Source organism: Nocardia ignorata NBRC 108230 (genome assembly GCF_001612905.1).
Taxonomy (GTDB): Bacteria; Actinomycetota; Actinomycetes; order Mycobacteriales; family Mycobacteriaceae; genus Nocardia; species Nocardia ignorata.
This window is the reverse complement of the sequence record NZ_BDBI01000002.1, coordinates 519,806-532,403: the sequence shown is the minus strand read 5'-3', so window position 1 is coordinate 532,403 and position 12,598 is coordinate 519,806. Positions and strand designations below refer to the sequence as shown.

Sequence of the window (12,598 nt, the reverse complement as noted above, 5' to 3'; positions counted from 1 at the left end):
CCAGGGGGATCATGAACTTGGACGAGTGTACAGATAGGTGGTCGGGATCAGCGTGCTCGAGCCAGGAATTGATCGATGGCCACCCACATCGCCGGGCTCAGCTGGGTGTGGCTCCCCGTGCCGACCACCGTCTCGAATGCCACGCCGCCCGCGGCGAACTGCGCCGCGAGCGCCGCGTGCAGCGGGGACGGCACCGTCCGGTCGGTGGCGTTCACCAGCAGCAGGATCGGTGCGTCGTAACCGCTGGTCGGCACGGCCATGTAGTCGGTCATCACCGAGCGCAGCGGTTCCTCGCCGAGCGAGCGCGACAGCAGGTCGCCGAGGTAGAGATCGGCGACCCGGTCGTCGATGGCGTCCTGGCACAGCGTGCCGATCTCGTCGAGCACCTGCCGACCGAGCGGGCTGAGGTAGCTGTCGACCTGCGCCTCCGGCCGGGCCGCACGCAAGCCGGCGAGAATGCTCGCCGAGAAGCCGAGGGTGCCGCCGCTCACGCGGTCCGGGTTGCCCGGGCCGAGCAGCGGGGCGACCTTCTCCACATCCGAGGCCGGATCGACGGCGACGGTGCCACGGAAATCCAGCTCCGGCGCATAGCTCGCCTGCCGGTGTGCGGTGGCGAGCGCGGCATGCCCACCCTGCGACATGCCCGATGCCAGCCACACCGGCGAGAGCTCCGGATGCACCGACCGGGCGGCGCGCAGCAGATCGAGTGTGGCGGTCGCCTCGGTATCGATGTCGAGGTACGGATGCGGCCCGGTGTCGAACCGACCGAGCCCCAGATAATCCGGGGCAACCACCGCGAACCCGCGCGACACCACGTGCCGGATGAATTCGTCTTGCCCCACTTGCGATTCCGGCCACGGCGCCCCAGCCGGATCCGATTGCCCACCGCAACCGGAACCGAGCCAGGTGGTGCCGTGGTCGTAGGCGACGATCGGCCACCCACCCTCGGGCGCGGTGCCGTCGGGCAGATACAGCACACCACTGGCCGGCTGGGTCGCCCCGCCGACTCCCCTGGTCGAGTAGTCGATGATCTCGGCGTCCAGCCCGCGCAGTACCGCGGGCATCACGGCGAGCACCTCCCCGGGCGACTCCGCGCGCGCACCCGGCGCACCGATTCCGAGTCCCACCGAAACAGCCACCGCCGCAGCAGCGCATCGCAACGCCGAAACACCGCGCATCTCAACCACCCGTCGACTCGTCCGAAGCCGACCCCGCCGCACGAGCACAGCAGACCCGGCGAAACGAGAGCACGCTACCGCACGGCAATCCCCCGCCGTGACAGCGACTTACCCGATCAGCTCAGGCCGAGGCGGCCGGTGCAGGCGGGCCAGGCGCCCCAGCCCTGGCGGGCGCGGGTCACTTCGGCGATGGCGATCTGTTCCTCGCGGGTGGCCAGGTCGGCGCGAGGGGCGTACTTGAGGCCGCCTTGGCGTTCCCAGGTGCTCTGGTCGAACTGGATGCCGCCGTAGTAGCCGTTGCCGGTGTTGATCGACCAGTTGCCGGTCGACTCGCACTTGGCCAGCGCGTCCCAGATGTCGCCGTCGCGGACCGGCGGCACCTCGGTGCCCGGCTTGGCGCCCTTGCGGATGGTCTTGGGCTGAGCCGGGGTGATGACCTTCGAATTGGTCTGCACGCGATGGGCTTCCACACCGTTGATCATGGTCACCGCGAAGGTCGCCTCGTGCAGGCCGGGCGCACCGGGGTTCTCCACGACGGTGCGGCTCATGTTCATCGTGACGTCCTCGATCACCTGCTCGGTGGGTTCCAGCGGCAGGGTCTCGGTGCGCTCCTCGACGCGCTGACGGGTGACGGTGACCTTCATATCGCCGGTGAGCGGGGTGCTCGCGGCGGGCTCGGCGAAGTCCTGGTCTTTGAGCGGGATGCCCGCGGCGGTGAGGAAATCGCCGACGGTCGGGGCGGCCAGGCGCACGTCGACCGGTTCGCCACCACCGTCGACGACGGTGACGGTGCGCGGGGTGTACACGCTCAGCGCGGCACCGGCCAGCGGCAGCTTCTCGGTGCGGGTGGGCACCACGTGGGTGTCGGCCGGGATCTGCATCTGCGCGAGCGCCTCACCGGCGGTGATGCCGGTGGTCCACACCTTGCGTTCGGCGCCGTCGACGATCACCGTGATCTCGCGGCCGCGGTTGAGGGTGATGGTCGCGCCGTCGGACACCTTCGTGCCCGCCGCCGGGCGGACGTCGTCGTGTTCGGTGAGTTCGTAGCCCGCGTCGTCGAGGATCGCGCGCACATCGCGCGACATCGTGGTGAGCTCGACGCGTTCTCCGTCGACCACGATCGCCACCGTCTTGTGGTTGACGATGGCCATCGAGGCGCCGACGAGCAACACCAGCAACAGGGCCGCCGCCGCCGCGTACAGCAGCGGCGAGCGGGACGAGTTGATCCGTGCGAAAGCCGACATGGTTACGGAACGATAACGAGCATGTCGACATGAGACAACAGGGTGCCGCCCGATCAGCGGGACCACACATCACGATTCGATATAGACATCGCAGGTAGATAACGGCTTCGACACAGGAATGTGAGCCGAAACACGTTTATCGTCCAGCCCCCTGACAACAGGGCGAAAGGGACTCAGCGAATGCGATAGAGCCTTCGGGCATTGGCCGTGGTGGTCTCCGCCAATTCGACCGGGTCCTGTTCGCGGATCTCGGCCAGCGCGCGCACCGTGTACGGCAGGCAGTACGACTCGTTCGGTGCCCCCCGATACGGATGCGGCGTCAGATACGGCGCGTCGGTTTCGACCAGGATCTGATCGTCGGGTACCAGCTTGGCCGCCTCACGTAATTCGTGCGCGTTCTTGAAACTCACCGTTCCCGAAAAGCTGAGCACATACCCTTCGGCCACACACGCCTGCGCCATGTTCGCGTCCGAGGAGAAGCAGTGGAAGATCACGGTGTCGGGGGCGCCCTCGTCGAGCAGCACCGTGAGCAGGTCGTGGTCGGCCTCGCGGTTGTGGATCATCAGCGGCTTGCGCACCCGCTTGGCCAGGTCGATGTGCCAGCGGAAGCCCTCGATCTGGGTCTCGATGTCGGCGCAACCGTCGAGTTTGCCCGGCCAGTAGTAGTCCAGGCCGGTCTCACCGATCGCGACGACGCGGGGGTCGGTGGCGAGGTTCTCCAGTTCGGCCATGGCCTTGTCGTCGAGGGCGTTGGCGCGGGTGGGGTGCAGCGCGACGGCCGCGTACACGCGCGGGTCCCAGTGCGCGGCCCGGACCGCCCACTGCGCGGCGGCGAGGTCGTCGGCGACCGTCACCACATGGCCCACACCGACGGCGGCGGCCCGGTCGACGATCGCGGTGGTCGAGGCGGCATCGGTCGCGCCGCAGGCGTCGAGGTGGGTGTGCGCGTCGATCAGCGGCGCGAGCGGTGCGGGAGGAGGCGGAGCCGGACGATTCTGGTTTGCCACGCGGATTACAGTAGTTGCCATCATGAGCGAGCGAAGCGAGCAGCAGCCGGCCTTCTACATCACCACGGCCATCGCCTACCCGAACGGTGCACCGCATATGGGGCACGCGTACGAGTACATCTCCACCGACGCGCTTGCCCGCTTCAAGCGTCTCGACGGCTACGACGTTTTCTTCATGACCGGCACCGACGTGCACGGCCAGAAGATGCAGCAGACCGCGGCCGCCGAAGGCGTTCCGGTACAGGAACTCGCCGCACGCAACTCCGACGTGTTCGAGGCCATGGACAAGGCCCTCGACGTCTCCTTCGACCGTTTCATCCGCACCACCGACGAGGACCACAAGGCCGCGAGCGTCGCCATCTGGGAGCGCATGCTCGCCAACGGCGACATCTACCTCGACAACTACTCCGGCTGGTACTCGGTGCGCGACGAGGCGTTCTACACCGAGGAGGAGACCACCCTCCTCGACGACGGCACCCGCGTGTCAACCGAGACGCAGACCCCGGTCACCTGGACCGAGGAGTCGAACTACTTCTTCAAGCTCTCGCAGTACCAGGACAAACTGCTCGAGCTCTACGAGACGCATCCGGAGTTCATCGCCCCGGCCACCCGGCGCAACGAGATCGTGAGTTACGTCAAGGCCGGGCTGAAGGACCTGTCGATCTCGCGCACCACCTTCGACTGGGGTGTTCCGGTGCCCGGCCATCCCGATCACGTGATGTACGTGTGGGTCGACGCGCTCACCAATTACCTGACCGGCGTCGGCTTCCCGGATACCGACTCCGAGCGGTTCCGCAAGTTCTGGCCGGCGAACGTGCACATCATCGGCAAGGACATCACCCGCTTCCACACGGTGTACTGGCCCGCGTTCCTGATGTCGGCGGGCATCGAACTGCCGGAACGCGTGTTCGTGCACGGGTTCCTGTACAACAAGGGCGAGAAGATGTCGAAGTCGACGGGCAATATCGTCGACCCGCTCGAACTGGTCTCCACCTACGGTCTCGACCAGGTGCGCTTCTTCCTGCTGCGTGAGATCTCCTACGGCCAGGACGGCAGTTACAGCAACGAGGCCATCGCGGGCCGCATCAACAGCGACCTGGCCAACGAATTCGGCAACCTGGTGCAGCGCAGCCTGACCATGGTCAACAAGAACTGCGACGCCGAGGTCCCCACGCCGGGCGAATTCACCGCCGACGACCGCGCCCTGCTCGACCGCGCGGCGGGCCTGCTCGACAAGTGCCGCACCGAATTCGACGCCCAGCAGATGCACCTGGCCCTGGAAGCCGTCTGGCTCACCCTCGGCGAGACCAACCGCTACTTCTCCGCCAATGCGCCCTGGGCCCTGCGCAAGTCGGGCACCGAGGAAGACCTGGCCCGCATGGCGACGGTCCTCTACGTCACCCTCGAGGTGGTCCGCATCGTCGCGATCCTGGTCCAGCCGGTGATGCCCGGCTCCGCCGCGAAGATCCTCGACCTCCTCGGTCAAGAGGCCCGCACCTTCGCCGACATCCCCACCCCCCTCGTCCCCGGAACCGACCTCCCGGCCCCGGAACCGGTGTTTCCCCGGTACGTGGAGCCGAAGGAGTAGATGAAACCTGAGGGCAGAACGTCAGATGCCCTCGTCGAGGATCGAGCGGATCTCGCGGACGAATCGAGGAGCGTTCTCGAGGTCCGGCGCCCGCGGGATGTCATCGACGGTGACGGGCGGATTCTTCCGCCGACCAACCATTTCGATCAGACTCGAGAGTACCATGCTCGGGTTGAGATCGAGCACGTCGAGCAGAAAGTCGTCTGACGCGATGGCATGGATCCCCCATCGCTCGAGAGCCTCAGCCGGGAAGTGCTTGACGTTGTTGACACAGGCGTCCTCGAAAGCTGCGTTCATGCCATCGACGCGGCGGGCGATCCGTTCCTCGGTCAACTGCGCGCTGAGCGTGCCTCCCGAATCGCTTGGAGATAGTCCTCCGGAGGAGGATCGTAGAGGCCGTCGTCCTCGGCGTCGCTGACCAACTGGTCGAGCACACCGCTGCGTTCGGCCCGCCGCCTTTGCTGGTACTCGAGCACATCGCTGAGCAGCAGTCGCCGGTGGCGGCTGCCGGACGGCTTGTCGCAGGGCAGCTTTCCCGCTTCCAGCAACTCGATCAGCGTCGGGCGGCTGATCCCGAGCAGATCCGCGGCCCGCTGGGTGGTCAGGCGCTGCTCTACCGGCGCGATGGTGACGGCCCGGCGCTTCCGCATGGCGCCGACCACTTGGACCAAGACCTCGTACACCTCGGCGGGCAGCGGGATCTGTTCTCCGTCGGGTCCGAGCAGAGCGGCCGTCTCGGTGTGCTGTTCAAGGAATCTGGAAAGGTCCAGCAGTTCACGCAGATCTTCTGGCGGCAGGACGGTGCCGTTCCTGAGAATCTCGCGATTTGTGCTGGTCATAGACCAAGCAGGACGGTAATTCGAAAAATTCGCGACCTACTTCCAGGTCTCGAGCAGACGGGTCGCTTCGGTGGCGAGAGCCGCCTGGAGGAAGGGGCCGAAGCTGATCCGGGCTACGCCGAGGTCGGCGAAATAGGACTTGGCGGGAGTTCCTGGTTGGCCGATCGCGTTGACCGGGCGCGGCAGTTCGGTGGTCAGGCGGCGCAGGGTTTCGTCGCTGTGGCGGCCGACGGGGTAGAGCACGTCGGCGCCCGCTTCGGCGGCGAGGGTCAGGCGGGCGACGGCGCGGTCGACACGATCGACCTCCTCGCCGTCCTGACGCAGGAACAGGTCGGTGCGGGCATTGACCACCACGTGCACGCCGGTGGCGTCGGCGGCCTCGCGCAGGCCGCGCACCAGGTCGGCGTGCTCCTGGGCCTCGCGCAGCCGCTTGCCCTCGCTGTGCACGGTGTCCTCGATATTGAGGCCGACGGCGCCCGCACCGAGCAGGCCGTCGATGAGCTGCAACGGTTCGAGGCCGTACCCGGATTCGATGTCGACCGACACCGGCACTTCCACCGAGGCGGTCACCTGCGCGACACGCGCGAGCAGTTCGTCGAAGCTCATCCCCTCACCATCGGGGCGCCCGATCGAGTCCGCGACCGGGTGACTGCCCATCGTCAGTCCCGAAAAGCCCGCACTCACAGCGACATTCGCCGACCAGGCGTCCCATACCGTCGGCAGGACCACCGGGTCGCCGGGACGGTGCAGCGCGAGCAGGGACTTGGCGCGGGTCTCGAGTGAAGTCATACCGCGATGATGCCCCAGCCGTGCGGCAGTGGCTAGGCGCAGCCACTTTTCGGTGGGCAGTTCAGGTGTACGTCGAGCACGCGCGCGCCCGGCCCCTCCGCGCCGAGGCGGTCGTGTTCGTTGACGAGCTTGCACGAACCCAGCGACAGGCAGCCGCAGCCGATGCAACCGGTGAGATTGTCGCGCAGGCGCGTGAGCTGGGTGATTCGTTCGTCGAGGTCCGCACGCCAGGTGGTCGACACGGCCTCCCAATCGCGTCGGGTCGGTGTGCGGCCCTCGGGCAGCCGGTCGAGGGCGGAGCGGATATCGCTGAGCGGGATGCCGACGCGCTGGGAGATGCGGATGAACGCCACCCGCCGCAGCGTCTCGCGTGCGTAGCGGCGTTGATTGCCACTGGTTCGACGACTCGTTATGAGACCTTCGCGTTCGTAGAAGTGCAACGCGGACACTGCAACTCCACTACGCTCGGAGAGCTGCCCGGGGGTCAGCTCCTTCGTTTGCCAATCGGCCGTCGTCATTCCTGTCTCCTCCCGCTTTCACCTCAACCATACTTGAGGTACTTGTGTGGTGTACGAAAACGGGGTGACTCGGTGCGGGTCCTCCTGGCAGGCGCGCCCCGCTCGCATTACGGTTTCGGCATGGGAACGGACTCGCGCCTGGCTGTCACCTCCGAGGTCGGCACATTGCGCACGGTGCTGCTGCACCGGCCCGGCGATGAGCTGCGCAGGCTCACCCCGAGCAACAACGATCAGCTGCTCTTCGACGGCATCCCCTGGGTGGAACGTGCCCAGGAGGAACACGATGCCTTCGCCGCCGTCCTGCGCGGGCGCGGCGTGGAGGTGCTGCTGCTCGCCGACCTGCTCACCGAAACCCTCGCGACCAGCGGCGCCGCCCGTATCCAGGGCATCTCCGCCGCCGTCGACGCGCGCAGGCTCGGCCACGATCTCGCCGACCAGCTCGCCGCCGAACTCCGTAAGGTCGAGGCCCCCGAACTGGCCGACATCCTCATGGCGGGAATGACTTTCGACGAACTGCCGTTCGGTCCCGACTCCACGTCGCTGGTGCGGCGGATGCATCACGGTGCCGATTTCGTCATCGACCCGCTGCCCAACCTGCTGTTCACCCGCGACTCGTCGTTCTGGGTCGGTCCCAAGGTGGCGATCACCTCCCTCGCCCTGCCCGCGCGCAGTCGCGAAACCTCCATCACCGACCTCGTCTACGCCTTCCACCCCCGTTTCCTCGGCGTGCGCCGGGCCTACGAATCACACACGGCCCCCATCGAAGGCGGTGATGTGCTGTTGCTCGCTCCCGGCGTCGTCGCGGTGGGCGTGGGCGAGCGAACCACCCCCGCCGGCGCGGAAGCGTTGGCGCGCAGTCTTTTCGACGACGACCTCGCGCACACCGTGTTGGTGGTGCCGATCGCCCAGAACCGCGCGACCATGCACCTGGACACCGTGTGCACCATGGTCGACACCGATGCGGTGGTGATGTACCCAGGCGTCCGGGAAACCTTGCAGGCGTTCACGATTCGCCGCGAGGACGGCTTCGCCGGACGTGGTGACACCGAACGCATCAGCATCAGTGGCCCCGAACCGTTCCTGCCCGCCGCTGCCGCCGCGATGGGCATCCCGACCCTGCGGGTGATCGACACCGGCCGCGACGGACCCGCCGCCGAACGCGAGCAGTGGGACGACGGCAACAACACCCTCGCGCTCGCCCCCGGCGTCGTCGTGGCCTACGAACGCAACGAGATGACCAACTCCCGCCTGACCGACGCGGGGATCGAGGTGCTCACCATCCAGGGTTCGGAGCTGGGGTCCGGGCGCGGCGGCCCCCGATGCATGTCCTGCCCGCTGTCCCGAGACGAGGTGTGATGTTCCACGTCGAGCTGTCCGCCGATTCCACCCAGCCGCCCTACGAACAGTTGCGCATGGCGGTGATCGAACAGGTCCGCGCGGGCACGCTCACGGCGGGCACCAAGATCCCCACCGTGCGGGCGCTGGCCGCCGACCTCGGTATCGCACCGAACACGGTCGCCCGTGCCTACCGCGAACTCGAGGCCGACGGTGTACTCGAAACCCGTGGCCGCCAGGGCTCTTTCATCGCGTCGTCGGGCGACCCCACCCGCGATATCGCCGGCCGCGCCGCCGTCGACTACGTGACGACCATCCGCAGGCTCGGCCTCACCGACAGCGACGCCATCGACTTCGTCCACCGTGCGCTCGGCTGAGGTGTCAGCGCCAGCTCGGTAACCAGAGGTGGTCCTGCCACGTGGCGGGGCTGATCGGCATCCCGGTGAGAATGGGCCACAGCCAGACGAAATTCGCGATCACCAGGCCCAGGTAGATCGAGACGATCAGCAGCCCGAGGGCGTAGCGCTCGTCGACCGGGGCGGGCAGGTAGGTGCCCGTCGGACTGCGTGGTATCCCCACCGGCCGCGACGAACCGAGGATGTCGCCGAGGACAAGCGCGACACCCATCACGAGGAACGGGGCGAGCACGACGGCGTAGAAGAAGTACATCTGCCGGTCGAGGGTGAGGAACCAGGGCAGCAGACCGGCGCCGTAGCCGACGAGCACCGCCGCGTACCGCCAGTCCCGCCGGGTGACGCTGCGCCAGATCATCCAGCCCAGCGCAGGCAGTGCGAGCCACCACAGCGCCGGGGTGCCGATGGCCATCACGGCCTTCACGCACTGCGCCTCGCCGCATCCGGTGACGGTGCCGTCGGCGTAGTAGTAGAGCATCGGGCGCAGACCCATCGGCCAGGTCCACGGCTTGGATTCCCACGGGTGATGATTGCCCGCCGAATTGGTGAGAGTCGAATGGAAGTCCAGGGTTTCGCCCTGGTAGTACCAGAGCGAGCGCAGGGCGTCGGGCAGGAACGCGAATGCCCCACCGGTGCCGATCTGATTGCCGACCGCGTGGCGGTAGGTCCCGGTCTCGCTGGCGAACCACGCCCAATACGACGACAGGTACACCACGAGCGGAATGACGACGAGGGCGTACAGCGCCGGCCCCACATCGCGCACCAGCGTGCCGACCCACGGCCTGCGCACCCCGTACGCGCGCCGGGCGCTCACGTCGAACGCCACGCTCATCAGCCCGAAGAACATGATGAAGTAGATGCCCGACCATTTGGTTCCACAGGCCAGACCGAGCAGCACACCGGCGCCGAAACGCCACCAGCGCACCCCCAGCCGGGGTCCCCAGTCGGTGAGCCCCACGCGACCGGCCAGGTCGGCGGCGGCCATTCGCTCACGCACCTCGTCGCGATCGACGATCAGGCAGCCGAACGCGGCGGTGACCAGCAGTGCCATGAAGATGTCGAGCATGCCGATGCGTGAGGACACGAAGGTCAGGCCGTCGGCGATGAGCAGGATGCCCGCGAACGCGCCGATCAAGGTGGAGCGCGACATCCGGCGCACGATCCGGATCACCAGCAGCACCAGCACGGTGCCCGCCAGGGCAGCGGTGCCGCGCCAGCCCCAGGCGTTGTAGCCGAACAGAGCCTCGCTGAGGGCGATGAACTGTTTGCCGACCGGGGGGTGCACCACCAGGCCGTAGGCGGGGTTGTCCTCGACTCCGCCGCCGGTGACCATCTGCCAGGCCTGCGGGGCGTAGTGCTTCTCGTCGAAAACCGGTGTGCGCGCGTCGGTGGGATAGTTCAGGTTCAGGAAGCGGGTGACGCCCGCGATCACCGTGAGCACCAGGGTGACCGCCCAGCCCCGCGCGGTGTCGAGCGGCCCGAAATCGGGGGCCGGTCGCAGCGGCACCGGGCTCACCACGGCCGACACCGGGCGCGTCGAACGGGCTTCGGTCACCGGGATCACGCCCCGATCGTAGGCGGTGCCACCGACTCGGGCCGAGCCGACACCGGTCGGGACCGGGTCACCTGACAGAATGGGCGTCGCGCCATCCACTGGCACCGCGCGCCGCACGCACCGCCTGCGGCCGAACTCCCGGAGAGGCGGAACCCCACCGTGTTGGTCCTAGCGGCAACCCCGATGGGCGATATCGGCGATGCGTCGCAGCGTCTGCGCGACGCGCTCGGCACGGCCGATGTGGTCGCCGCCGAGGACACCCGCCGCACCAGATCGCTCGCCAAGGCGCTCGGGGTGGAGATCACCGGCCGCGTCGTCAGCTTCTACGACCATGTCGAGACGGCCCGCATCCCCGCCCTGCTCGACGACATCACGAGCGGGCTCACGGTGCTCCTGGTGACCGACGCGGGCATGCCGTCGGTGAGCGACCCCGGTTATCGACTGGTGGCCGCCGCGGTGGAACGCGACCTGCCCGTCACCTGCCTGCCCGGCCCGTCGGCCGTCACCACCGCGCTCGCCCTGTCGGGCCTGCCGGTCGAACGTTTCTGCTTCGACGGTTTCGCACCGCGCAAAGGCGGCCAGCGCCGGGAGTGGTTGCGCACCTTGGCTTCCGAACAACGCGCCTGCGTCTTCTTCGAAGCACCCCACCGCCTCGCCGACTGCCTCGCCGACGCCGTCACCGTCCTCGGCCCGGACCGCCGCGCCGCCGTCTGCCGCGAACTCACCAAAACCTATGAAGAGGTCGTCCGCGGCACCCTCGGCGAACTCGCCGAATGGGCGGTAGACGGCGCGCGCGGCGAAATCACCGTGGTTCTCGAAGGCGCCCAACCGGTTACGGCCGAACCGGCCCAACTCGTCGACGAAGTGGAAACCCTCGTCGCGAGCGGTATGCGCCTCAAAGACGCCTGTGCGGAAGTATCGGCAGGCCGGGGCGCCTCCCGCCGCGAACTGTACGACGCCGTACTCGCCGCCCGCTCCGCCGAGTGAGAACGGAAGCGGTCAGCGGTTCAGGACCGCGAGCATGCCTGCCACCGCCCGGGGCCAGGTGAATTGTTCGGCGCGGTGGCGGGCGGCTTGGCGACGGTCGGTGGTCGGCATGGCGAGGACGTCGGTGACGGCTCGGGCGAAGGCTCGGGGACGGTCGGCGGCTACGGCGCCGCATTCGGCGGTGATGATGTCGGCCAGGGCCGAGGAGCGGCTGGCCACCACGGGGGTGCCCGCGGCCAGGGCTTCCAGGGCGGCGAGACCGAAGGTTTCGTGGGGGCCGGGGGCCAGGGAGACGTCGGCGGTGGCGAGCAGGGTCGCCACCTCGGCGCGGTCGCTGATGAAACCGGTGAAGTGCACGGCGGGTTCGCCGCCGGGTAAGGGCGGCAGGGTGCGGGCGCGGCGTTCGAGGGCTTCGCGGCGGGGGCCGTCGCCCGCGACGACCAGGCGGGTCGGCATGCCCGCGCGGTGCAGGGCGCCGATCGCCTCGATGCTGCGGTCCACCCGTTTCTCCACCGACAGCCGCCCGCAGTGCACGAGCAGTGGGTAACCGTCCACGCCGAGGTCGGCACGAAGCTGTCGGTCGCGCCTGCGCGGGCTGAACAGGTCGAGGTCCACACCGAGCGGAACGAGTTCGACATTGGGGGCACCGATCCGCAGGAACTCCTCGCGGGCGAAATCGGTGGTGCACACGACCATGTCGTAGTCGTCGGCGGTGCGCCGGTTGGCCACGTCGGCGCAGCGACGGGCGGCTGGTCCGGGGAGCACCTGACCGAGCAGCCGGTCGAGCCGTTCGTGCGAGATCATCACGCTGGTCACGCCGCGCCGCCCGGCCCACCGTCCGAAACCGCGCAGGGTGAGCCGGTCGGACACCTCGAGCACATCGGGCCGCAGCCCGGCGAGTACGTCGGCCACCGCCCGCGGGTCGGCCGCGCGGTACCCGCCGGTGAACGGAATACCGAACGCCGGCAATGTGATTCGCAAAGCGCCGGTGGACAGCACTTCCTCGCTGCGGCGCGGCCCGGGCACGATCAGCACCACCTCGTGCCCGGCGGCCACATACCCTTCCCCCAGGTGGTGCAGCGCGGTGCGCAACCCACCGGATCGTGGGCCGTAGAAATTCGCTAGCTGCACGATGCGCACATGCC

General features: G+C 68.3%; 13 protein-coding genes. 4 read left to right on the top strand and 9 right to left on the bottom strand.

The genetic code is table 11. The features are described 5' to 3' along the window. Positions 1–47 precede the first annotated feature (47 nt). From NI2_RS02710 to NI2_RS02700, 3 genes are all read right to left on the bottom strand, one after another. Positions 48–1,178, bottom strand: a complete 1,131-nt coding sequence (locus tag NI2_RS02710) for an alpha/beta fold hydrolase (RefSeq protein WP_067485501.1) — start codon at positions 1,176–1,178, stop codon at positions 48–50. 116 nt (positions 1,179–1,294) lie between these two features. Then, on the bottom strand, positions 1,295–2,422 hold the full coding sequence (locus NI2_RS02705) for a resuscitation-promoting factor (protein ID WP_067485499.1): 1,128 nt from the start codon (positions 2,420–2,422) through the stop codon (positions 1,295–1,297). A 173-nt stretch (positions 2,423–2,595) separates the two neighbouring features. Then, a complete protein-coding gene (locus NI2_RS02700; RefSeq protein ID WP_243749754.1) occupies positions 2,596–3,429 on the bottom strand; it encodes a TatD family hydrolase in 834 nt (277 codons plus the stop codon). Between the two features lie 22 nt (positions 3,430–3,451). On the opposite strand from NI2_RS02700, the gene metG reads away from it, so the two are divergent. Beyond that, positions 3,452–5,017: a methionine--tRNA ligase gene (gene metG / locus NI2_RS02695; RefSeq protein WP_067485495.1), complete on the top strand. Its 1,566-nt coding sequence runs from the start codon at positions 3,452–3,454 to the stop codon at positions 5,015–5,017. A 21-nt stretch (positions 5,018–5,038) separates the two neighbouring features. Here metG and NI2_RS02690 read toward each other — a convergent pair whose 3' ends face one another. Genes NI2_RS02690 through soxR form a run of 4 tightly spaced genes read right to left on the bottom strand, consistent with a single transcriptional unit; the run spans position 5,039 to position 7,163 of the window. Next, positions 5,039–5,350 (bottom strand): VapC50 family PIN domain-containing toxin, encoded by a 312-nt coding sequence (locus tag NI2_RS02690; RefSeq protein WP_067485493.1) that lies wholly within the window; start codon positions 5,348–5,350, stop codon positions 5,039–5,041. Next, positions 5,347–5,856, bottom strand: coding sequence for a helix-turn-helix domain-containing protein (locus NI2_RS02685; protein ID WP_067485491.1), 510 nt, complete (start codon positions 5,854–5,856; stop codon positions 5,347–5,349). The genes NI2_RS02690 and NI2_RS02685 overlap by 4 nt, the downstream gene beginning before the upstream one ends. A gap of 36 nt (positions 5,857–5,892) precedes the next feature. Continuing rightward, the gene (locus NI2_RS02680; RefSeq protein ID WP_067485489.1) at positions 5,893–6,645 is read right to left on the bottom strand and encodes an isocitrate lyase/PEP mutase family protein; all 753 of its coding nucleotides are present in this window, start codon (positions 6,643–6,645) and stop codon (positions 5,893–5,895) included. A gap of 32 nt (positions 6,646–6,677) precedes the next feature. Next, positions 6,678–7,163 (bottom strand): redox-sensitive transcriptional activator SoxR, encoded by a 486-nt coding sequence (soxR, locus tag NI2_RS02675; RefSeq protein ID WP_067485487.1) that lies wholly within the window; start codon positions 7,161–7,163, stop codon positions 6,678–6,680. A gap of 120 nt (positions 7,164–7,283) precedes the next feature. Between soxR and arcA the strand changes: the two genes are divergently transcribed. Both arcA and NI2_RS02665 read left to right on the top strand, forming a co-directional pair. Further along, positions 7,284–8,519, top strand: coding sequence for an arginine deiminase (gene arcA / locus NI2_RS02670; RefSeq protein ID WP_067485485.1), 1,236 nt, complete (start codon positions 7,284–7,286; stop codon positions 8,517–8,519). Beyond that, entirely contained in the window at positions 8,519–8,875 is a 357-nt protein-coding gene (locus tag NI2_RS02665; RefSeq protein ID WP_067485942.1) for a GntR family transcriptional regulator, read from the top strand. Before arcA ends, NI2_RS02665 begins: the two co-directional genes overlap by 1 nt. Positions 8,876–8,879: 4 nt before the next feature. On the opposite strand, the gene NI2_RS02660 is transcribed toward NI2_RS02665, so the two are convergent. After that, complete coding sequence (locus NI2_RS02660; protein WP_067485941.1) at positions 8,880–10,430, bottom strand: dolichyl-phosphate-mannose--protein mannosyltransferase; 1,551 nt, start codon at positions 10,428–10,430, stop codon at positions 8,880–8,882. Between the two features lie 195 nt (positions 10,431–10,625). Between NI2_RS02660 and rsmI the strand changes: the two genes are divergently transcribed. Further along, positions 10,626–11,453 carry a 16S rRNA (cytidine(1402)-2'-O)-methyltransferase gene (gene rsmI, locus NI2_RS02655; protein WP_084475796.1) on the top strand — a complete coding sequence of 276 codons (828 nt, stop codon included), beginning with the start codon at positions 10,626–10,628 and terminating at the stop codon, positions 11,451–11,453. Between the two features lie 12 nt (positions 11,454–11,465). Here the strand turns inward: rsmI and NI2_RS02650 are convergent, their stop codons facing one another. Further along, positions 11,466–12,593: a glycosyltransferase gene (locus tag NI2_RS02650; RefSeq protein WP_067485481.1), complete on the bottom strand. Its 1,128-nt coding sequence runs from the start codon at positions 12,591–12,593 to the stop codon at positions 11,466–11,468. Positions 12,594–12,598 lie beyond the last annotated feature (5 nt).